This window comes from Azospirillum brasilense, from assembly GCF_022023855.1.
In the GTDB taxonomy this organism is placed as follows: Bacteria; Pseudomonadota; Alphaproteobacteria; order Azospirillales; family Azospirillaceae; genus Azospirillum; species Azospirillum brasilense_F.
In genome coordinates this window covers 164,202-184,557 of record NZ_CP059450.1, presented here as the reverse complement: position 1 = coordinate 184,557, position 20,356 = coordinate 164,202, and the positions used below count along the sequence as shown (strand labels likewise).

Below are 20,356 nucleotides of genomic sequence, written 5' to 3'. Positions count from 1 at the left end.
CCATGCTCATCTTCCCTAAAGCCCGAGATGACCGGAGGAGGTCTGTCCGGCCATGAGCGCGCGCCCCCTCTCCCAATACAGCAGGAGCATCTTCGGGTCTTTCCATCGGCACTGGGTCATCACCTCCTCAATCGTCGCTCCGGAATCGAGGGCCTGGGTCGCGTGGCCGCGACGCAGGGAATGCGTTCCATACAGGTCGGCATCCAATCCGGCCGCCTTCAGACGCTTCTTCAGCATTTGCCAGTGCCCCCCTTTGCCGATGCTCTTCTTGCGCGGACGGATGCCGTACGGAACGTACGTCAAACCGGGAAACACCGGCCCCGTTGTCACGCCGCGGCCCTTCAGTTCCTCGAGCCACTTGGCCATGGCAATGACCGGGCAGGTCTGCTCGTTCATTCCCCAGGCGACGAGGACGGGTTCGGGATTGCCTTCCTGGTTCGTTTTGGAACGGTGCAGGGTAACGACGAGGCCATTGGCGACGAAGTCCAGGTCCGCGAAATGGATGGAGCGTACCTCGCCGCTGCGGAAGCCGCCGGCGAACTGGGTGAGGAGCAGAGCCTTGTCGCGCAACGCGGCACAGCGATCGTCGTCAGCGTCGAGAGTTGCGGCGAGGACGGCGAGGTCGTCGGTGAGCAGAGACGCCTTCCGCCGCGTGTTCCCCTGTTCCGCTTCGAGGCGGCGCCGTCCCTTCAGGAAATCGCGGACCGTCGGTGCCTTGGTCTGGTCCACGTGGCCGTGTTGCCGGTGATGGTTCGCAATGGCGCTGAGGGCTTTGGACAGGGTGCTGGCCATGCTTCCGCCCTTGACCTTCTCGGCGAGAAAGAAGCGAATGGTCTCGGCGTCGGCGGGAAGGCTCGGCAACCCGCGGCGTTCCGAAAATTCCTGGAACTGTCGGACATAGTCGGCGTAGCCGCTCCGGGTTGAGGCCGCCTTGGCGGCGGCACAGCCTTGGGCGAGGATCTGGGCGAGCTCGTCCAGCGACAGCGCCTCGGAAAGCCGGATGCGATCTTCCTTGTCCTGCGTTTGCCGCTGCGAGGCGCTCCTGCGCGATGTATCGGTCATGGCGGGGTGTCCGGTCAGAGGCCGAGGTGACACGACGAGGACAGGTCGAGGGCAGCTCTCCTCGACCAGTACTCCATGAGGGTCTCCGGGTTTTTCCAGCGCCCCTGGGCGAGAGCCTCCTTGATGGACGCGTCGTTGGCCATCGCCTGCTCGATGTGTCCGCGCCGAAGTGAGTGGAAGGAGATGTTTTCGTCGGGAATTTTCGCTTTCTTGCAGGCCGCCTTGAGGATCTCGCGCGCCCAGTTCGTACCGATGGGCTGGTCGCGGATCCGGACGCCCAGGCCGCGATCCGAAAAGTCACGCATGCGGGGGAAGAGTGGACGGTCCTTGTCCGTGATGCCCTGCTTCTTCATCGCTTCGAGCCACGTCGCCAATGCGAGGACAGGGCAGGTCTCCGGATTGGCGCCGCGGAGGATGCCCGCGTACTGGCCTTTGCCCGTTTGATCCCCCTTGGATGTGGCGAGGTAGACGGCGATGCCCCTCGAGGTGATCGGGACGTCGCCGATGCGCCGGGCGACGGCTTCGGAGACGCGCAGCGCGCCGGCGTACGTGAACAGGATCAACGCCTTGTCACGGATCGCCTGCAGGCTGTCGTCGTTGTCGAGGATCGAGCACAGCCTCCGGATGTCGTCCGTGAGCAACGGCTCCTTCTTGGCCACGCCGATACGGTTGCTCGCTTGAAGGCGCTGGTGACCCTTCAGGAAGTCCTGGACCTCACGAGCCTTGGTCGGGTCGACGTGCCCGGCCTGGACGTGGAAGTGGCGGATGGCGGCGCGGTCGAGGTTGAGGGTGTTGTGCTTGAGCCCGGCGAAGGCCCGCTCCGCGATGTAGTAGCTGACGGCCTCGCCGCTCGCCGGCAGAGGTCGGAACCCGCGACGCGCGCAGAACTCTAGGAAGCCTTTCCAGGCGGATGCATAGGTCGCGAGCGTCTTTTCGGCCTTGGCCGCGTTGGTTCCCTCCTCGAGAACCTGGGACAGGTCAGCGAGGGACAGCGACTTGGAGTACGCGGCGAGCTCGGCGATCGTCTTGGCGCGTCCCGCCGGCGCGTGGAGTGGTGAGGAAGGCACTACCAGGTTGGTCTTGGGTGGCATCTGTGCCTCGGTCGTGGTCATGTTCAAGGGGCGTTCGGAGGCCGCGGTTCCAATCGCTCCAACGTCCTGACGCTGCACCGCATTTCGGACTCTGTCATACACAAGGTATGTATAAAGCCACTTATACGGGGCGAGCGCCATACACATGGATGCTGAAAAAGCTGCTGTTCACGCCACCATCGCCGATATGGGGTTGTCTTCATCGTTCGGAATTGTGACACTCGCGATCATCGTCGTTATCATCTCGAGCGGTGTGGTATGGCTGGAACCGAAAGCGCCTCGACGGAGTGGACCGCCAAGATCCGCAGGGCCGACGGCCGCCGCTCGCGCGGGACACGCCCGGCCAATATGGGGCTGTTGGAAGAGAGGGCAGCAACGGGAGCCGCCGCCAATCGGTCGCCCTTGGCGCACGCGCATTGGGACCGGGAAACGCTCCGTGCCGCGATCATGTTGAACGGTGGTGTCCGCCACGTCGGGCGGCTCGCCGGTGTCGCCGGCAGCAACCTGTCGCGCTGGCTGAACGGCGGCACCGGCGTCTCGCCGACGCTGGTCGACCGTGTCCTCGAAACCATCGGGCTGCCTGGCGGGGCGCCGATCGTCGGTGTCGTGCTGAATTGGACCATCGAGCGCCCGCTGGCGGCTCCGGCGCTGAGCGCCGCTTTGCGTCCGTACTTTCCTCACGGGGCCGAGGTGGCGCGGCCGCGACCGCTGCCGGGCACACTGGCCGCTTTTCGAGAACGGCATCCGTTGGTCAGCATCCCCGAGATTTACGCCATTTGTGACGGCACCATCCACGCGCTCATCCGCGTACGGAGGGGAGAATTGACGGTCGATGGGGCCGCGGGGCTGACGTGGCTGGGCGGCGTGGAGCGAATCGCGCATTTCTCGGTACCGAGCGAGTGGGACCGTTGGATCGGCCTCGAGACGCTGCCCGCAGCCGCGTTTATGGCGTGCTGGCCCGAGGACCTTTATGAACCAAGTGATGCCGACGTCATCGCCATGGTGCGGCGACTGGGACTTTCGAACGCGCAGGCTATTGATCGCCTGCGCTCCAGCTAGACATCAAATCCCTGCGGAGTCACCCTGCCGTATGCGTGCTCAAACTCGAACAGGGCCGTGCGGCTGACGCTGCGCATTGTGCCGGCCAACAGGATTACGCAACGTTCGCGGGCCCGCGGCGTCACGCCGCAACGGAAGGCAGCCTCGGCAAGGCTGTACCGTAGAGTGGTCAAGCGACATCGGTGCTCCTCCTTCGGTGCGCCGGCCCTACGGGGCGGTGAACGGCGGAGGCGGGCGCAGGACGCCGAATTCTTCGACGTCCTGCGGTCACATGGCGACAGGGATGCCCGGCGTCAGCGAAGGACCGCCACCCGTGCCTTGCGCGGGCGGTCATGCACCGTGATGGTGATCTCGAGGTGCTGGTGGGGGGCGGCGAGGCGGCCACTGACGACGGCGGCCTCGGTCATCGCCTGAAGAAGGTCGAGAACCTGGGCCTCGACGGCGCGCTGTTCGGCCTGCCGGCGCAGGGCCGCGTCGAAGGCCGCTTCGTAGCGTTCGTCGGGGTCGTCACCCTCGTCGTCGACGTTCCGGTCCTGCACCCGGTCGCAGAGGCCCGCCAGTTCCATGATTTGGGACCGGAGCGCCTCGGACGGCGCCGGGCCGTCGAGCAGCGGATGGATCGCGCGCCCCAGGGCGGCGCTGCGGGTGATGAGCCGGGCGAGGGCCTCGAGCGAATGGGCGGTCGTCATGTTGCTCCTCCACGGTGGCCGCCATGCGGGTTCGGCGGGTCAAGCGGAGGGTGGGCCAGCGGAAATGCGTCGCGCCGCCGCCGACCATATGGGGCCGTTTCGACGCCGGGTTCCAGAAAAAGTGAACCAACACCTGATGACTGCGGTCGCTGCAGTCATCGATGACTCTTCGATGATTGCTCTGTCTCAGCCGGATCAAGGGGTTGCGGACCGCTTTCGTCAGCCTTTGCCGGATTTCGTCCGCCGATGACGGCCTTGCTCGGGAACGCCCCCGAATGGATGCCGGGATGGCCCCGAACGAATGCCGGAACCCTCCCGAACAGATGCCGGGATCCCTCCGAACGAATGCCGGGAACCCCCCGAACAGACGCCGGAATGGCGTTGGCAACCGATTGATCGGGCGTGGCTTTTCGCTCTCTGAATCATTGAATCCGTCGAATTAGAAGAACAAGGGAGGAAAGGCGACGCCCCTCGGCGAGGGGCATCGCGAGGCCCGCTGCGCGTACTGCGGTGAGGAAATGGAGGGACGGCGAGGGATGCCGGCAGCCGGTCAAACCCATATCCCCGGCGCACCGATGAACGGATGGTGAGGATGGCGATGACGGCGAATGCGGCGAACTGGAGCGCGGCGGAGACGCTTTCCGGAAAAGGCGGACAATGCCGGTCCGCCGGCTGTCGAGCCCCGTCCGCCAGCGGACGGGAAGCGCCCGCCTCACACCCGACGACCGGAGGACCGCGATGATCCGCGAGCGCAGGGGCAAGCGTGGAGCCGGCTGCCTTCAGGTGATCAGCGTCCGCTACGACCCCGCGATCGGCCGGAACCGGCAGCGGGTCGTCGCCACGCTGCCCCTGGACGCCGAGGGCCTGCCGTCCCGCGTCGCCGCCGAGCTGACGGCGACCGAGCGGCGCAACGCCGAGGCCTTCTTCGCCGCCCGCAGCCATGACCTGCGCGAGAGACGCATTCTCGAGAGCGTCGCCGCCCTGGTGGTGCAGGGCCACAGGATCCGCGCGGCGCTGGCCGATCCTGGCGACTGCCCGGTGGTGATCAAGGCGGCGACGTTGTACGGCCTGGGTGCGATCCTGACCGAGTTGGTCAGTGCCGCCGCGACCGCCGGCCTGCGCGGGCGGATCAGGGTACCGGCGCGTCGTCGCCAGAACGCCTGACCGGAAGGACGTTCGCCATCCAGCGGACACTGGACAACGGCGTACCGGAATACCCGCTGATACCGCCCGGCGCCCCGAAGCGAAAGAGTGCATGACAGCGACGGCGTGGCGATCGCTGCCCGGCACCCGTGTCCGATTGCGCCAGTCCGCGTCCCCGACACGCTCGCAGCACGCCACTGCAACCGAAAAGTACGGCCATGGCTGCGCGCCGCAGGTGCACGGCGGGCCGCTTTTCCGACGTGGGTGGGCGGGACAGATGTCCTTTCTGGGAACAGCCCTGCAATCCAACGAGAATGATTCATGCCAAAGGGCCTATTCATTGTGCTTTTAATGGGCCCCACGGCACGCATGCCGCGCAATTTTCCTTTTCCTGCCGACGGAACGGTATCTATCGTCCCAGCCGCACCGTGGCGTGGGGAAGCGAGGAGGCGAGCGTGCTGTTTGGAGGGTTGCCGGACGACATCTTCCGGTTGCTTACCGGCAAGTACCGTCACGCGTACGCCGCCCTCCTGGCGAGGCTGCACGACGGTCTGTTCGGCCTCGACACAACGCGGCAGCCGACGCGGGACGACGTGTCGGCGGACATCGAGACGTTCCTCGAGTCATACGTGCCCGGTCTGGCGCCGGAAGAGCGCGACGAGTTCCGTCTGACGCCGCAGCTCGCCTACGCCGAGCTGGTCGAGACCGGATGGCTGCGCGAGCAGCGGGACGGATGGTCGATTCACGTGGACATGGACGTCGAGGTCGCCCAGCTTTTGGGCGGGCTGTGCGCCCTGGCGCGGCCGCGGTCGGAGACCTTCGGCGGCACCGTGCTCAGCGTGGTCGGCACCCTCGACAAGGCGACCGAGGACGGCGCGGGCAACGCGCAGGGCGTCGCCGAGGCCGCCCAGCGCGCCCGCGAGTTCGCGCGGTACGCCCGTGGTGTCGTGGGATCGCTTGCCGAGATCGAGAAGACGCTCCTCGAGCAGGCGACCCTGAACGGCCTGGTCCGCACGTTCTTCGACGAGTTCGTCAAGCGCATCGTCATCAGCGACTACCGCAAGCTGACCTCGGTGCGGAACCATCCCTACCGCCACCGCTACCGCATCCTCGAGCTGGTCGACCGGATCGGCTCCGACGCCGAGCTGTGCGCGACCATCGCCGACAACCTCGTGGCCCAGGGAGTCGCGGACTCGGTGCAGGACGCGCAGGCCAAGCTCGACGAGGATCTCCGCGACATCCGGCTGTCGATGGAGGTGATCGAAACCTTCCGTGCGCGCATCGACCGGACCAAAGCCAACATCGAACGGCGCTTTGAGAACACGCTGCGGTACATGGACTCCCTCGAGACCGGCCGCGCCGAACGGTTCGCCACGGGGCTGGCGGCGCTGGCGCGGTCCGTGCCGCACCTCGGCAACGACGAGCCGGTCGTCTTCGAGACCGCGCTGTTCGACACGCCGTCGCACATCGGCGGCGAACGCCTCGCGCGTCCCGAGCGGCCGCGCCCGCCGGTGCACAAGCGGCGTTACGCGCAGCCGGCGCTCGACCCCCTCCAGCAGGCCTTCGAGCGCGCCAAGCTGACCTTCGACCGCCGGATGCAGCTGACGCGGACGCAGTTCATGGCCTACGTCCGCCGCAAGATCGAGGAGGCGGAGGCCGGCGGGCGGGACGAGGTGAGCGCCCGCGACATCCCGCCGAAGGACATCGAGGAGTTCCTCGTCTTCTCGGCGCTGCGGGCCCTGCCCATCGCGCGGATTCCGTTGCCCGACGGCTTCGAGATCGAGCACCGCGACGGTCTGGTCGAGAACGACTGGTTGATCGCCCGCGACTTCGTGCTTCGCCGTTCCCTCCCTACCGTCCGCGCCGAGGACTGACCGATGCTGAGCGACCTGCAGACGATTCTCGACCGGGCGACGGGCAAGGAAGCCGAGACGCTGGAGGGCGATCTGCGCGCTGCCGTCCGCGCCCTGTGGGATCGCCAGTTCATCTACGCCGATGACCACGGCGGCGCGAAACCCTACGAGCTGGCGCGACGGCACCGGCCCTACCTCGAATCGCTGTTCGACGCCATGGGCTTCGACCTCGTGATCGACGAGCGCGAGCGTCTGGTTGGCATCCTCGACCAGGACGGGGCCGCGCCGCGCACGCTGAAACTGGACGAGACACTGTTTCTGCTGGCGCTGCGGGTCATTCACGCGGAACGGATCGCGTCGTTCGACCTCAAGGAACGCGGCCGGTGCGACACCACGCTCGGCGAGGTCTGGACGCTGATCGAGGAGCGGGCCCAACGCCGGCGCCCGCCCCTCACCCGTTGCGTCGAGATCGTCCGCCGCTTTCAGCGCCACGGCCTCGTGCGCGCGCTGGACGACAACGGACAGGACGCGACGCTCGAAATTCGGCCCGCCATCCGTCTCGCAATGAGCGAGGCGAGCCTGGAGTCCCTGCTCCGCTACGCCCAAACGGTTGCGGAGGGCGCCGGAGCGGACGCGGGCCGGTCGACCGTTCCCTCCGGTCTCATCGACGCCGAGGACGACCGTCCGGACGGGGACGGACCGGACGACGCGCCGGACGGCGACGACCGCGTCCCGTTCCGCGACCACGAACCCTGCGAGGCCGGCGATGCCGGACAGCACGATCACGCCCCCGCTGGATGCCGGCGCGCGGGACGGCGCCGCGGACACCCGACGGCCCTCGTACTTCGAGCTGCGCCACATGAGGTTCGTGAACTGGTACGCCTTCTTCAAGGAGGACATCCGGATCGACGGGCGGACCGCCATCCTCGGCCACAACGGCGCCGGCAAGTCGGCGATCCTCGACGCGCTGCAGACGGTCCTCACCGGCGACGACCGCTCCCGCCTGCGGCTCAACGCCTCGGTCCAGAACGACGAGATCGCCCGTGTCACGAAGTCCCGGCGCAGTGTGCGCGACTACTGCCTCGGCGCGATCGACGACGTGGAGACTGACAGCGACGCGGAAGGCGCCACGTTCCTGCGTGAACAGGCGATCACCTACCTCCTCATGGGATTCCGCCGGACCGACGCCGGCCGCGAGGTGACGCTCGGCGTCTGCCTCGAGGCGCATCGGGAGATGGCGCGGGAGACCGTCGCGGCGCTGTTCATCGTCGAAGGGCGCATCCTGACCACCGACGACGTCGCCGACACCGGCACCGCCCCCGACGGGACGCGCTGGAGCGAGGCGCTGCCATGGGACGAGGCGCGCGCGCGCATCGCCGCGGACGACGCGCTGACGCTGCACACTCCGACCGGCCCCGAACTCTTCGTCTCCGAGATCTGCCTGATCGCCGGAACCGAATTCGGCCGGATGGACAAGAACAAGTTCCTGAAGAACCTCCGCAACGCGGTCACGTTCAAGTCGGTCACCTCGGCCACCGAATTCGTGCGCAACTTCATCCTCGACAGCCAGCCCGTGTCCGTCGCGGACATGCGAGCGTCCATCGCTCGGTACGCCGAGATCGAGAAGAAGATCGCCGAGCTGAAGGATCGGCTGACGCAGGTCGAGGCGCTCGGGTCCCGCGTCGGCAACGTCCGCAGCCAGAGGTCCACCTTGGCCCGCCGCCGTCTGGCGTCCCTGCAGGGGCACCTTCACCTCGCCTGCGCGAAGCTCGGTCAGCTCATGGCCCGGAAGGGCGCCATCGAGAACGCCGTTGCCGAGAAGACCGCCGCTCTGGGACGGCTCGAGGAACAGAAAACGGCCGACGCGGACCACCTCCGGACTCTCGAGGCGGCTCATGCGGCGAACTCCGACACCCTGGCGTTGAACAGCGTGGCGGTCAAAATCCGCGAGATCGACGTGCGTCTCGGCGAATGGCGGAGCCAGGAGTCCGTGGTGGCCGCCGGGCGGCTGGTCGCCCGGTTCGCGCTCGCCGCGCCCTTTGCGGAGGCTGTCGCGCCCGAGGCCATGAACCGGATCGATCCGACGCTGCGGACGCAGATCGCCACAGGCGGCAAGTTGCCGGCGGAGGACAAGGTGCGTCTCTCGGCCGCCCTCCTGGCGTCCGCCGCGCCAGCGGCCCTGAGGTCCGCTCTGGACGCGGTGGACGTGAAGATCGGCGCGGCACAGGCCCGCATCACCGAGCTCAACAAACAACTCGAGCTCAACCGCGAGAATGCGGAACGCGTTCGTGCCGGCAAGCGTTTGCTGTCAGACCGGACGCTCGCCCTCATGCGCGCGCTGCGGGCGGACGGCATCGAAGCAACCCCGCTTTGCGAGCGCGTGACGGACCTCGACGAGGAGTGGCGCGCCGCCGCCGAAGCGGCGCTCGGCGATCGCCGCGAAGCCCTCCTCGTCGAACCCGGCGCCTACGAGCAAGCCCTCAAGACCTATCGCCGGCAGCAGGGCCTCGACGGCGCGATGGTCGTCAACACCACCAAGACCGCGGAGACGCGGCCGGCGAAAGCCGGGTCGCTGGCGACGGCCATCGCCGCCGAGGATCGCCACGCGCGGGCTTTCCTGGACTACGCGTTGGGCGGCATCCTGATGGTCGATACGGAGGCCGATCTCCGCCGCGAGGACGCCGCCATCACCCGGGACCTGATGTCCGCGGGCGGCCGCACGGTGCGCAAGTTGCGGGCGCCGGTCCCGTTCCTGCTCGGCAAAATCGACACCCAGGGCATGCTGGACTCGGTGGAGGAGAGCCGTCGGAGCGCGGAGACGCATCTAGCCGAACAGGAGACCGAATTGACGCGCCTGCGCTGCGCCGAGCGCGCCCTGCGGGACGCGGTGGCGGAACTGGAGCGGCTCACGGCGCCCGGTCTCGCGGCGAGCCTGGCCGATTTCGGCCGGATCGCGCAGGACCGTGCCGATGCCGAAACGCGACGGCAGCAGCTCGAGTCCGCGCAGGACCGATCGCTGATCGAGGCGATCCGCGCCGCCAAGGCGGATCTCCACGCGACCGAAGAGGCCATCCGCGAGGCCACGGCGGACAAGGGACGCATCGAGGGCGCCCTGCAGGGCGTGCGCGACTCCATCGGCGCGAGTGAGCGAAGCATCGCGGACCTGCGGGACAAGGTCGCGGGGGCGCTCGCCTACGCCGATCGCGTGATGGAGGCGTCGCAGGCCGAGGAGCGTCGGGCCGTTCTGACCGCGGACGGCGACCCGGGGCGTCCCGAGTTCGACCGCGTGCTGATGGAGGAGTTCACGATCGTCGAGAACCCGGCCGACGATCCGCGATGGCTGCCGGCCGCCCTTGCTCACCTGGACGATTACGTTCTGCTCCGCAGTGACAAGCGCCTCGCCGCCACCGAGGACGCTTTCCTGGAAGCCGTTCGGGAGTACCTCCGACGTTCCGACCTTCCGCGCCCGGCGTGCGTGCCGGCGGGGCCTCTGGCCGATGACGCGGCGGCGGACGCGTCCGACGACGACCGGATGGCTGAGATCGACGCGGTCGCCGCGTGGGTCGCCGCCGAGGACGCCAACCTGCGCGACAACGAGCTCGTGCGCAAGGAGGCCGAGGCGGCCCGGGCGCGGCTGGAGGCGATCCAAACCTTCAAGGAGGACTTCGTCGGAAAGATGCGCGGTGCGTTCGACGCGATGGGCGGGCTTCTCGAGGAGCTGAACCGGCAGCTGCGCAAGCGCTCGTTCCACGGTCTGACGTACCGCTTCGCGCGCCAGGAGGCGCCGGGCTACCGGGACATGATCGCGCTCATCGAGCGGTCGTCCGACCCGACCTTCGACATGCCGCTGTTCAACACCGCCCCCAAGGACGCCGACGGTCTGGACGAGGAGAGCGCGCGGGCGCTCAAGCGCTTGCAGGAGATCGCCACCGACCCCGACGCCGGCATCGGCGACATCGAGGACCCGCGGCGGTATTTCGAGTTCCGGCTCGAGATGCTGAACAGCAAGGGCGTGGTCAAGACGGACCTGGCGCGGCGCATCGGCACGGCGTCCGGCGGCCAGCTGCAGGTTCCCTTCTACGTCGCGATCGGCGCCGCCCTCGCGGCAACCGCCTATCCGGATCGCAAGGGGCTCGACGGCGGAATTTCCCTGGCCCTGTTCGACGAGGCGTTCAACAAGATGGACGCCGCGGTGATCGACGAGGTGCTCGCCTTCAACCGGAGCATCGGCCTGCAGACGGTGATCGCCGCGCCCGATAAGGAGCGGACGACCTTCGAGCAGCTCATGGAGACGATCGTGACGATCTCCCGCATCGGCACCTCGGTGATGATCGACACGCAGCACGTCAAGGAGCTGGCCCGGGAGCGCTTCCGCTCGGAGAACCCGCGGCTGCTGGGCTTTGCGGCCTTCAAGGAGCACGCGGCCGGCGCGTCGGGAGGCGTCGGGTGACGGCGTCCCGCCCACCGGCGGTCCTCGACGGCCCGGCGCGCGACTTGCTGGGGCGCCTGCTGCGGCGGGGCGACCGGCGCCGGGACGGCGCGGCCGTGGCGGAGAAGCCGGACTACGCGCGGCTGCCGACCGGCCAGGACGAGGCGCGCTTCCTCAAGGCGCTCGCCGCGGCGGAAGCGGCCGGCGCCGTCGAGGTCCGCATGGGCAAGCACGAGCGCGCCCACCTCGTGGACAAGGTCCTGCTCGCCGATCTGGAGGCGCTCGCCGCGTTCCTCGGCGTGCGGCGGGCGACGGCGCAGGCCCGGGACCTGGGCGAGCGGATCCGCCGGCTCCTGCCGGCCGACGCCCGCTGGCTCGACGGGCTCGCCGAGCGCGCCTGCGGCCGCTGGGCGCGCGGCGACAGCGCGTTCGGGCTGGCGCCGTCGGACGAGGCCGGCATCGACCAGCGCTTCCGGATCCTCGCGGCGCTGGCGCGCGGCGAGGCGGAGGGCGCCGATCCGCGGACCTTCTCCGTGCGGGTGTTCCCGACGCATCCGAACGACGCCAGCAAGATCGTCGAACGGCACCGGGCCGGGCTGGTGCGGATGCTGCGCTCGGTGGCCCAGGTCGACGCCGAGGACGCGGAGGCCGCCCCGTCGTCGGGCCCCGCCCCGACGACGGACGAGGGGCTTTCCGACGACGAGCTCCTCGCCCGCTTCGGCCTGACGCGTTTCCCGGCCCCGGTCTTCCTCAGCGGTCCGGTGACCGTCCGCTTCGGGAACACGCCGGAGGACGGCCTGCTGCCCGGCACGGCTCCGCCCTTCGTGGCCGTCCAGCGCGAATGGCTGGACGGGCTGTCCTGGGACGGCGAAGGCCCCTTTTCGATTCTGACGATCGAGAACCTCACGTCCTTTCACCGCCAGGTGCGCGAGGCGCGGCAGGCGGACGTGTGCGTGGTCTACACCGGGGGATTCCCGAGCCTCGCCGTGATTCGGGCGCTGCGCCATCTGCTCCGCGCGGCCCCGACGCCACCCCGCCTGTTCCATTGGGGCGACGTCGACGCCGGCGGCGCGCGCATCGCCGGCCATCTGGAGGACAGCCTCGGGGCCGCGGTCGTTCCGCACCTGATGGACGCATTGACCGTGCGCCGCTTCGGGCGTGCCGGGCGCGCAAGCGACGTGACAGCGCTCAGCCGGCGCCCCGGAGCGGTCGGGATCATCGCCCGGACGATTGTGGAAACCGGCCTCCTCCTCGAGCAGGAGGCCGTGGATCCGGTGCCCGCTGGCAACGCCTCCGGGAGCGCCCCCCATCAGAGCGGCGGGTAGCGTCCGGCATCGTCCACGACGGCGTCGCGATCCTCGACGTATCCGGCGAACGCGCGCTCGGAGCGATGCCCGGTCAGCTGCATCGCGGCGCGCGGCAACGCCGAGGAATGAATGACACGATCGCCTGCTTCCAAGAGCGAAGCGGCGCCCTCCGCCTGCGCAGGACGGGTTCGCGGCATTCCCGCACCCGGCCGCGAAGGCAAAAGCTGACCGGCCTCGCTATTCGCCCGGCGCCGGATCACTTTTCGCCACCGGCAAAGCTGAGGTCCAGGATGTGTAGCCCTGGCGATCGAGATAGTGTTTGCGGGCGAGAATGTCCGCCAACTCATGCCCGCTGATCTCATCCTTCTCCACGCGGCGGGCCAGCCTGTGGAGCGCCCTGGCCAGTTCGAGCGATTTGACCATTGCCTGATTCAACCCCTCGAGCATTCCATCAAGCGCCTCTTCCTGCTTCGCCAGCGGCACCGCCGTCCGATAGACAGCGACCATGGCATCGGTGACGGCTTCACCCACCTCCCTGAGCGCTTCCACGTCACACCTCAGCGTGGTGACGAGGACCATGCGCTCCGTGTCGGTCATGTCAGTCATGCGTTCCGTTCCTTACCGAGGGCTCCACGTTCGTGCGGTGCCGGGAAGGGAAGATCAGTTCGCTCGTTGAGGACGTCCTCCGAACCTGTGGAAGCTTTCTCACTCGAGCACCCGCCGGCGGCACCAGGCACTGCTGGCCGCCGCCCCTCACCGTGTAGAGGCGGTCGTTAATCGACGCGATCGCCTCAGTCAGCTTCGCCAGCCGCGCGCCCTTGTAGGAGCGTTTCCGGGGCTGCCCCTGCTGGGCATGTCCCATCAGTTCGCTGACCCGGACATGGGAGCACTCCGTCCGGCGGGCATCTGCAGCACGCGCGGGATGGTGCGGCCGGATTCCGGTGCGCCGATGAGACCGTCCGCGGAGCGTCCTGGCCGGCGGACTTCGGCCTTTCACCCCGGCGGAGGCGCGGCGTCAGGCGCTGTCCCGCGCCGCGCCCGAGGTTTCTGGGAGGCGGCGGAGCGCCGCGGCGATTTCGTGGGCGCTCGCCAAGCCGTGATCGGCGAGCAACCGCAGCGCCTGCTCCATCGCCGCGGCGCGCGGGCCGGCGTCGCGCTCCTCAACAACGGACAGGCCGCCGGTGAAGATGGCGACGGTCCAGCCTGCCGCACGCGCGTCATCGTAGACGACGGCGTGCCCGTTGCCGACGGTCAGGTCCCACATCGCCCCCTGAAAAGACGAGCGCCAGATCGGCGCGACACTGCCCCGTTCCGCCATGCCGGTTCCTCTTCCCCACACTCCCTGGCGGGATGGTCCCACCAACCGGGCTTGACCGTCCATCGCCCCTGCGGTGAGGCCCGTGCCCGGCTGGCGAACGCCTCCGCATCACCGTCCTGACGCACCAGGACCGGCCAGCAGGTGCTCGACCTTCTGGACCGCTTCCTCTGCTCCTCCATGGATGTCCACCGTTGTGTGCGATTCCCATACGGGCGTCATCAGGCTTCGGCTTCCGAGCAGCACGGAGGCAGGTGTCCGCCTTGCCGCGTGCCCTCGTTTGAATCGATTCCCGTAGATTCCCGTAGAAGCCGTCATCACTTCCTGGCTGAAACATGGCGCTGAAGAACGGGTACAGTTGTCCCTGCCGCATGCCGCAGACTCTCCGACCGGCAGCCTTGGTGCCGCGTGGCATTATTGTGGAAGGGGCCACCTATGACGGCGCCCGAACACGGATCACCGTACGGCATGCGAGCCCGGGCAGCCCGTGCCCGGGATGCGGCAACCACTCAAGCCGGGTGCATAGCCGCAATTGCAGGCACCTTGCGGATCTCCCCCTCGCGGGACGCCCGATCGAATTGGTGGTCCTGGCCCGCCGCGCTTCACCGAACGAGCACCGTTTCCACGCGGAGGCGACCGGGTATTCCCACACCCGGCCGCCAAGGCGAAAGGTGGCAGGCTTCGCTACTCGACCGTCGCCGAGGCGCTTTCCGGTACCAGCGGAGCCAAGGTCCAGGACGCATAGCCTCTGCGATCGAGGTAGTGCGGGCGGGCGAGGATCTCCGCTATCTCATGCCCCGCTCATCTCATCGCGCTCCACCCGGCGGGCCAACCTACGGAGCGCCTCGGTCAGTTGGGCCGAATTGACCATCGCCTGGTTCAACCCCTCGAGCATCGCCTCCATCGCCGAGTCCTGACCGGTCAGCGGCACCGCCGCGTGGCGGACCGTGAACAGGGCGTCGGCGACGGCCCTGCCAACCGTCTCAAACGAATCCGCATCCCGCTTCAGTGTGGCGATGAGGACCATGCGCTCCGTGTCGTTCGTGTCGGTCATGCGTTCTGTTCCTTAATCGAGGGCGCCACATCCGTGCGACGCTGGGAAGGGAATATCCGTTCGCACCTCGAGGACGTCCTCCGGACCGGCGGGCACCTCCGCGCTTGCATGCCCGCCAGCGGCGCCACCAGGCACAGCTGACCATCGGCCATGGCCGTGTGCACGCGGTCGTTGAGCGACGTGATCGCCTCGGTCGGCTTCGCCAGCGTCGCACCCTTGTAGGAGCGGTTCCGGGTCTTCCCCGGCTGCGCGTGCCACTTCAGTTCGCTGACTTCTGACATCCGGAACCTCGCGGTTGAGCAGGAGCGGGCCGGCGCTGTGCCGCAACGATTGAAACGGCAGACGCTGCCGCCTCATGCCGACGCAGTCGAGGCAGCGGCGGAATCACTGCCGGAGGTTCTCGCCGTCGCGGTTTGCGTTCTCCAACCGGAGGCCGGGAAACAGGTCCCGCTTGCCGGCCCGCTTCTGGGCGGCGACGCCGTCGAGGAAGCCGAGCTCGAGCAGCAGCGGGTGGATCGGAATGATCCGCTTCGAAGTGGCGGTCTTCACGCTCTTGCCATCCTCGGGAATGACGTCGATGCACCAGATGCCGACGGTGGGAACACCGTCCGCGTCCTTGGGCGAGAACCGCCGCAGGCGGGTCCACGGTCCCGAAGGATCGTCGAGATCGACATTCCAGTCAGTGAAGTTCTCCTGATCGAAGCAGCGCAACTGGATGTCGGCGGTCAGCACCTGCGCCGCCTCGCCGAGCCGCACACCCTCGAGCGCAGCCCGCAGTGGCCATGGCACCCAAAGACCAGATCACCGCCCTTCCCGCCACCGCTATGCCCGCTCCCGGCCGCCTTCATCATCGCCCTGTTCGGGACTGCCGCCTGAAGGTGCTGTAGCCGAGAATCTCCTCACCCTTCAGTAGAATACTCTACAAGACTTGCAGAAGTGTGACAAAAAGGCACATCGAACCAAAATGAAGATTCTGATAGCAACGCGACATAGAAATAGAATCCCAAAGATTCCTCATACAAAAGAAAAGAACATCCCCAAGCTTTCTCTCTCAGAAACCCCTGCCAGCGCTTACATCGACCAAAGTCGGCAATTAATAACGAGGCGGGCAAATTGAAACCTATCGACACCAAATTAACTCAGACAGATCACTCGTTCTCTGCTTTTTCAAAAGTCTTTTTCAATTAAAACTGAAAGCATATTATCTTAACTCAAACAGAACACTTCGGTTCTCGCACAACCTCACCAATCTGAAAGGGAAAATCAATGAACCTCTTTCCGCGTATCATCTTTTCTATTCCCATTGCCCTTCTTTCGGCATGTGTTGGCAACGGCATTTCACCGTTCGGTGTTTCGCCGGACGAACGGCAATTCAATGCTGCCCTGTCTCAGTTTCAGGCCTGCGATGATCAGATCCAGAATCAGTCGGGGATGGACGTTTTGAACGTGCGATCTCCTGAGCGTATTTCCAGTATGAGCCAGGCCAACTACAACGATCCATCCTACCCTGACGGGCAGAACCGTCAGGCCATGAGGACTTATCTGGCCATTGGGCGCAACTGTGATCGCGCGTTCGACTCTGTCGCTGGATCGCCGTCGATGGGAGGATTCGTCGTCGCCATCCGCACATCCCGGGACCGTTTCTGGTCGGTCGGCCAGAATTTTGCCGACGGCCGCATGACCTGGGGCCAGTTCAACCGCGCCCGCGCCGAGATGGACCGTATTCATCACGCGGAGATCGAAGCGGCAAAGCGCACATCCATTGATGGCCTGCGTTCCTCCTGCCGGGATTGGATGCAGCAGAACGCCGCACCCGGTTACGTGCAGGATTGCATCGGAAACGGCTATCGTGCGCTGCCTGCGCCAAATGGCTACGGCGCGCCCACGGTCAACCAAGGCTATGTGGGCAGCACTCTACCCAACAGCGGTCAAGGCTACGTCGGCAGCACCCTGCCCAACAGCGGTCAAGGCTATGTCGGCAGCACCCTGCCCAACAGCGGTCAAGGCTATGTCGGCAGCACCCTGCCCAACAGCGGTCAAGGCTATGTCGGCAGCCCGCGAGTGAAGTGAGAGATCCGGGCGGCCCATCGGCGCGTCGCCCGGAGACGATAAACCTGCATGGACGGCGCGAACCGACGCGCGTCCTTCCAGACGCGCTCTTCCCGAGGAGACAGACGCATGAGCTTTTTCTTCCGCCACGGCCTCGCCGCGGCCTTCGCCGTAGCTGAACTGGCAACGGTCGCCGGCGCCGCTTGGGCGACGGAGCGGGTGGCGTTGGACGACCCGGCCTACGCGGACGTGGTTGATTGGATCGACAACCACTACCATGGCCGGCTGCGTCACGCCGAAGCGGTGAAGGGCGACATCGACGGCGACGGGAACGACGACGTCGTCGCCATCTTCAATGTTCACGCCGGCGGCGCTTCCGGCGAGTATCAGCACATGCTCGTCATGAAGGGGACCGGAATGGGCTACAAGCCGGCCGGCGTGCGCGAGCAGATTGTCGGGGTGAGTCCCCACGACTTCGTGATCGGGCCGGGCTTCGTCGAATACACGGGCACGATCATGGGACCGACGGATCCTTACTGCTGCCCGCGTACGCTGCAGCGCTTTCGGGTGACGGTCTCGGCCAAGGGTCTTTCTGACTCAAAGCCGGTGAAAGAGAATGCGTCGCCGCCGTCAGTCGGCGGAAATGCGCGGCCATCATCGCCGCCGTCGCCGCAGCCGTCCTCTGGTGGCAAGGCGCCGCTGCCGCCGCCGCCAGGGCCGATGCCGGTGCCGCGCGACGCCCGCGATGCAGCGTCGTTGAGCGCCTTTCTCGCTTTCGTCAAGGCGACGCAACCGGAGCGTCTGCGCCTCGGTGACGTGCTTGGCCGCCTTGGCGCGGCGCAGATTGCCGCGCAAAACGGGGCACCGCTGAACGTCCCGGTGATGCCGGACCGGCAGGCCCCGCCGGTCTCCGTCACGCCGTTGCGCGACGGCGTTTCCGGCACCGAATGGTGCCGCCAGTTTTCCGGACAGGCCGCCGGGGTCTCGGCGTCCTGGGTCGGTTGTCACGGCACCTCCGGCATCTGGCGCTATCTCCAGATGCCGGGCTGAACGGGCACCGTCGCCCCTTTGAAGCTCGCGCTGCCGGCTGTCGCGGTTCGCCCGTGAACGGGCGCGCCGCACGAAGGAGCCACGGCCCCGAAGGCGGATGGCAGGGCGCAGGCGGAAGCTCCACTTCCGCTCCAATCATTGCTCACGCCGCACCCAGCCCCCCCGCTCACCGACACCGCAGCCCCCGCCCGAAGAATCGCCTGATCAAATGCCAGGCCTGCGATGCGGTTCACCGCCAGCAGGGCTGGCTGATGGTCCGTGGCAGGGCGGCGGCGCAGCCGCGCGGGCCGACCGGGCGAGGACGGCGTCCAGGCCGAAGGCTCGTCGCAAACCGGCTCACAAGGCAGCGCACGGATTTCCTTTGCGGTTGGGCCCCTTGCCGTCGTCGCGGCAAGGAGCGGCTCCGCTTCGACGTTCAATCCAATTCGACGGTTTCGCGGGTCCCGGTCTTGGTCTGGCAGGAGAGGCTCGGCTTGGCGGTGCGCGCATCCCAGCCCATGCGGCAGTCGTCCATGTCGCGATACCCGACGACGCGGAAGCTGCTGCGGGGCACATAACCGGACACGCCGGAGAGACTGATCTGGTACCACCCCGAATCATGGACCCGGGCCGACACCTTCGCCCCCTTCTCCAACCTGCCGAGTTCCTCCTTGTCGGCGAAACGGGGGCCACTGAAGACACTGAGATCCTTGACCGCAAGCGCCACGATGGGAAGATCTTGCGGCGCTGTGCGATGGGACGCCACCGTCTGCGCAGGCGGCTGCCCCGCAGGCCTCAGACCGGTCGATGCCGACGGGGCAGCAGGCGGACGCGATGGAGACGACTCCGCGGGCGACGGGGATGGGACTGGCGCGACTTCTGTCGTCTCGGCGTTGCGGGATAGGGCATAGACCTGTTCGATCATGCCCTGCAGAGCCGGCCGCAGCGTCTGCTCGATCACAGGCATCGCATCCGAAGCCTGCTCCACCACAGCGATCGCCCCGTCTTCGACCTCCGCGCGCATGGCCGGCGGCATGAACTGCCAAGCGCCGAGTGCCACACTGGTCGCCACGGTGCCACGCAACATCGTCCTCTCCAGGCGCTGGCGCCACATCCTGATCGGCACCGGCTTTTTTGGTGGTTGTGGCAGCTTGGGCGGCATGGGCACCTGCCCGACGGGCCCCGGTTTCGCCGTGGGCGGCTGGGGTTTGACTGTATGGCCGAGCCTCGCGCACAGGCCACAGGTGTCGCCGAGCCTCCAATGGTTCTCGTCGTTCCGGCATTCGAACGTCCGTGGGTCGGTCAGTTCGCGCAGGGCCGCAACCCATTCGCCCGGGCGCGGCGGCGTCGTGTCGCCGGAGAAGGCCCGGTCGAACAGACCCCGCAGCTTGGGCGAAAACCACGTGTGGATGCTGTCCGGGTCGGGCTTGATGTAAGGGTTGTCCTTCACCCCATAGGGATAATACCGCCCCCCGTGCATCAGGCGGGCGCCCAGTTCCGCCGGCAGCGTCGCGATGCCGGTCTCCCGGCCGGACATTGGGTGGAGCGATTCGTTGAGGAGCTGGAAGATGATGATCGCCAGCGCAAACTGGTCCTGAAGTCCGGCGCTGTCGTTGATCGATGTGCCATCGAACGAGACGCTGCCGTCGGCACCCAGCGTGGCGGCTTTGGGGTGCAGAAATTCCGGCGTGGCCAGCGTCGCGTCATGGCGGCGGCCGTCCGGTCCGCGGATCTGAAAGCCGTCGCAATCCACCAGCACGACGTAAGCCGAACGCTTGGAGTCGCTGGTGTCATAAACCAGCGCGTTCTGGGGCTTCAGATCGATGACGTAGTGGCCGATTTCGTGCAGGCCGTCCAGGACGATGGACAGGTTCAGCGCCGCGTACAGGCGCAGGCGCAGGCTGTCCGGAATCCCCCGGCGCGCGCGCTGCGTCGGGCGGGTCACCTGCTGCAACGTCCAGGCGTGGCCGAAGTCAACGACCGGCATCGCGAAGCCCCGGAAGCCCCCGCCTTCGGTGAGGATGCCTTCCGGCCAGGCCATCTGGACCGTGCCATCCGGCGTTTTGACGTTGCGCGGCGGCCGGGCGACCATCGCCCGCACCTTCTCGGCGTGCTCCGCCGCCGTCGCCGGATCGTTGTAGAGCTTCAGCGCGAGGTTCGGCAAAGCCGGGTGGCGGTAAACGGTGCCGGCGCCTCCCCCTCCCAGCCTCACAGCCGCGGCGGTGAAGTCGCGCAGAACGGTCTGCCCCATAAGGCCTTCGTAGACGATGTCCATG

At 67.4% G+C, this 20,356-nt stretch carries 16 protein-coding genes and 2 pseudogenes; 9 read left to right on the top strand and 9 right to left on the bottom strand.

Annotation, left to right across the window (positions count from 1 at the left end):
• Positions 1 to 15: 15 nt before the first annotated feature.
• Together H1Q64_RS14230 and H1Q64_RS14225 are read right to left on the bottom strand one after the other, a co-directional pair.
• The gene (locus H1Q64_RS14230; protein WP_237905857.1) at positions 16 to 1,062 is read right to left on the bottom strand and encodes a tyrosine-type recombinase/integrase; all 1,047 of its coding nucleotides are present in this window, start codon (positions 1,060 to 1,062) and stop codon (positions 16 to 18) included.
• 14 nt (positions 1,063 to 1,076) lie between these two features.
• The gene (locus H1Q64_RS14225) at positions 1,077 to 2,174 is read right to left on the bottom strand and encodes a tyrosine-type recombinase/integrase (RefSeq protein WP_237905856.1); all 1,098 of its coding nucleotides are present in this window, start codon (positions 2,172 to 2,174) and stop codon (positions 1,077 to 1,079) included.
• A 237-nt stretch (positions 2,175 to 2,411) separates the two neighbouring features.
• Between H1Q64_RS14225 and H1Q64_RS14220 the strand changes: the two genes are divergently transcribed.
• Positions 2,412 to 3,212, top strand: coding sequence for a hypothetical protein (locus H1Q64_RS14220; RefSeq protein WP_237905855.1), 801 nt, complete (start codon positions 2,412 to 2,414; stop codon positions 3,210 to 3,212).
• A 293-nt stretch (positions 3,213 to 3,505) separates the two neighbouring features.
• Here H1Q64_RS14220 and H1Q64_RS14215 read toward each other — a convergent pair whose 3' ends face one another.
• Complete coding sequence (locus H1Q64_RS14215) at positions 3,506 to 3,901, bottom strand: hypothetical protein (RefSeq protein ID WP_237905854.1); 396 nt, start codon at positions 3,899 to 3,901, stop codon at positions 3,506 to 3,508.
• A 738-nt stretch (positions 3,902 to 4,639) separates the two neighbouring features.
• On the opposite strand from H1Q64_RS14215, the gene H1Q64_RS14210 reads away from it, so the two are divergent.
• From H1Q64_RS14210 to H1Q64_RS14190, 5 genes and pseudogenes are all read left to right on the top strand, one after another.
• Positions 4,640 to 5,065 (top strand): hypothetical protein, encoded by a 426-nt coding sequence (locus tag H1Q64_RS14210; protein WP_237905853.1) that lies wholly within the window; start codon positions 4,640 to 4,642, stop codon positions 5,063 to 5,065.
• 434 nt (positions 5,066 to 5,499) lie between these two features.
• Positions 5,500 to 6,918: a Wadjet anti-phage system protein JetA family protein gene (locus H1Q64_RS14205; RefSeq protein ID WP_237905852.1), complete on the top strand. Its 1,419-nt coding sequence runs from the start codon at positions 5,500 to 5,502 to the stop codon at positions 6,916 to 6,918.
• 3 nt (positions 6,919 to 6,921) lie between these two features.
• Positions 6,922 to 7,464, top strand: a pseudogene (locus H1Q64_RS14200) (DUF4194 domain-containing protein); the annotation flags it as partial.
• 292 nt (positions 7,465 to 7,756) lie between these two features.
• Entirely contained in the window at positions 7,757 to 11,347 is a 3,591-nt protein-coding gene (locus tag H1Q64_RS14195; protein WP_237905851.1) for an SbcC/MukB-like Walker B domain-containing protein, read from the top strand.
• A complete protein-coding gene (locus H1Q64_RS14190) occupies positions 11,344 to 12,651 on the top strand; it encodes a Wadjet anti-phage system protein JetD domain-containing protein (protein ID WP_237905850.1) in 1,308 nt (435 codons plus the stop codon). Before H1Q64_RS14195 ends, H1Q64_RS14190 begins: the two co-directional genes overlap by 4 nt.
• Here H1Q64_RS14190 and H1Q64_RS14185 read toward each other — a convergent pair.
• From H1Q64_RS14185 to H1Q64_RS14175, 3 genes are all read right to left on the bottom strand, one after another.
• Positions 12,636 to 12,830: a hypothetical protein gene (locus H1Q64_RS14185; protein ID WP_237905849.1), complete on the bottom strand. Its 195-nt coding sequence runs from the start codon at positions 12,828 to 12,830 to the stop codon at positions 12,636 to 12,638. The genes H1Q64_RS14190 and H1Q64_RS14185 overlap by 16 nt on opposite strands.
• A 40-nt stretch (positions 12,831 to 12,870) precedes the next feature.
• Positions 12,871 to 13,239: a hypothetical protein gene (locus H1Q64_RS14180; RefSeq protein WP_237905848.1), complete on the bottom strand. Its 369-nt coding sequence runs from the start codon at positions 13,237 to 13,239 to the stop codon at positions 12,871 to 12,873.
• Positions 13,240 to 13,648: 409 nt separating this feature from the next.
• On the bottom strand, positions 13,649 to 13,897 hold the full coding sequence (locus tag H1Q64_RS14175) for a hypothetical protein (protein WP_237905847.1): 249 nt from the start codon (positions 13,895 to 13,897) through the stop codon (positions 13,649 to 13,651).
• A gap of 386 nt (positions 13,898 to 14,283) precedes the next feature.
• Here H1Q64_RS14175 and H1Q64_RS34115 point away from each other — a divergent pair.
• Positions 14,284 to 14,535: pseudogene (locus H1Q64_RS34115) on the top strand (transposase family protein); the annotation flags it as partial.
• Between the two features lie 203 nt (positions 14,536 to 14,738).
• Here the strand turns inward: H1Q64_RS34115 and H1Q64_RS14170 are convergent.
• Together H1Q64_RS14170 and H1Q64_RS14165 are read right to left on the bottom strand one after the other, a co-directional pair.
• Positions 14,739 to 15,002 carry a hypothetical protein gene (locus H1Q64_RS14170; RefSeq protein ID WP_237905846.1) on the bottom strand — a complete coding sequence of 88 codons (264 nt, stop codon included), beginning with the start codon at positions 15,000 to 15,002 and terminating at the stop codon, positions 14,739 to 14,741.
• Between the two features lie 384 nt (positions 15,003 to 15,386).
• Positions 15,387 to 15,734 carry a hypothetical protein gene (locus tag H1Q64_RS14165; RefSeq protein WP_237905845.1) on the bottom strand — a complete coding sequence of 116 codons (348 nt, stop codon included), beginning with the start codon at positions 15,732 to 15,734 and terminating at the stop codon, positions 15,387 to 15,389.
• A gap of 534 nt (positions 15,735 to 16,268) precedes the next feature.
• Between H1Q64_RS14165 and H1Q64_RS14160 the strand changes: the two genes are divergently transcribed.
• Positions 16,269 to 17,072: a hypothetical protein gene (locus tag H1Q64_RS14160; protein ID WP_237905844.1), complete on the top strand. Its 804-nt coding sequence runs from the start codon at positions 16,269 to 16,271 to the stop codon at positions 17,070 to 17,072.
• Positions 17,073 to 17,180: 108 nt separating this feature from the next.
• Positions 17,181 to 18,101, top strand: coding sequence for a hypothetical protein (locus H1Q64_RS14155; RefSeq protein WP_237905843.1), 921 nt, complete (start codon positions 17,181 to 17,183; stop codon positions 18,099 to 18,101).
• A gap of 415 nt (positions 18,102 to 18,516) precedes the next feature.
• On the opposite strand, the gene H1Q64_RS14150 is transcribed toward H1Q64_RS14155, so the two are convergent.
• Positions 18,517 to 20,355, bottom strand: coding sequence for a hypothetical protein (locus tag H1Q64_RS14150; RefSeq protein ID WP_237905842.1), 1,839 nt, complete (start codon positions 20,353 to 20,355; stop codon positions 18,517 to 18,519).
• Position 20,356: the final 1 nt, after the last annotated feature.

Bases quoted from the DNA above. Each gene is read 5' to 3' on its own strand.
- H1Q64_RS14215 (WP_237905854.1), bottom strand. From the start codon at position 3,901: ATGACGACCGCCCATTCGCTCGAGGCCCTCGCCCGGCTCATCACCCGC.
- H1Q64_RS14225 (WP_237905856.1), bottom strand. From the start codon at position 2,174: ATGACCACGACCGAGGCACAGATGCCACCCAAGACCAACCTGGTAGTG.
- H1Q64_RS14220 (WP_237905855.1), top strand. From the start codon at position 2,412: ATGGCTGGAACCGAAAGCGCCTCGACGGAGTGGACCGCCAAGATCCGC.
- H1Q64_RS14195 (WP_237905851.1), top strand. From the start codon at position 7,757: ATGAGGTTCGTGAACTGGTACGCCTTCTTCAAGGAGGACATCCGGATC.
- H1Q64_RS14180 (WP_237905848.1), bottom strand. From the start codon at position 13,239: ATGACTGACATGACCGACACGGAGCGCATGGTCCTCGTCACCACGCTG.
- H1Q64_RS14230 (WP_237905857.1), bottom strand. From the start codon at position 1,062: ATGACCGATACATCGCGCAGGAGCGCCTCGCAGCGGCAAACGCAGGAC.
- H1Q64_RS14185 (WP_237905849.1), bottom strand. From the start codon at position 12,830: ATGCCGCGAACCCGTCCTGCGCAGGCGGAGGGCGCCGCTTCGCTCTTG.
- H1Q64_RS14170 (WP_237905846.1), bottom strand. From the start codon at position 15,002: ATGACCGACACGAACGACACGGAGCGCATGGTCCTCATCGCCACACTG.
- H1Q64_RS14175 (WP_237905847.1), bottom strand. From the start codon at position 13,897: ATGTGGGACCTGACCGTCGGCAACGGGCACGCCGTCGTCTACGATGAC.
- H1Q64_RS14150 (WP_237905842.1), bottom strand. From the start codon at position 20,355: ATGGACATCGTCTACGAAGGCCTTATGGGGCAGACCGTTCTGCGCGAC.
- H1Q64_RS14210 (WP_237905853.1), top strand. From the start codon at position 4,640: ATGATCCGCGAGCGCAGGGGCAAGCGTGGAGCCGGCTGCCTTCAGGTG.
- H1Q64_RS14155 (WP_237905843.1), top strand. From the start codon at position 17,181: ATGAGCTTTTTCTTCCGCCACGGCCTCGCCGCGGCCTTCGCCGTAGCT.
- H1Q64_RS14160 (WP_237905844.1), top strand. From the start codon at position 16,269: ATGAACCTCTTTCCGCGTATCATCTTTTCTATTCCCATTGCCCTTCTT.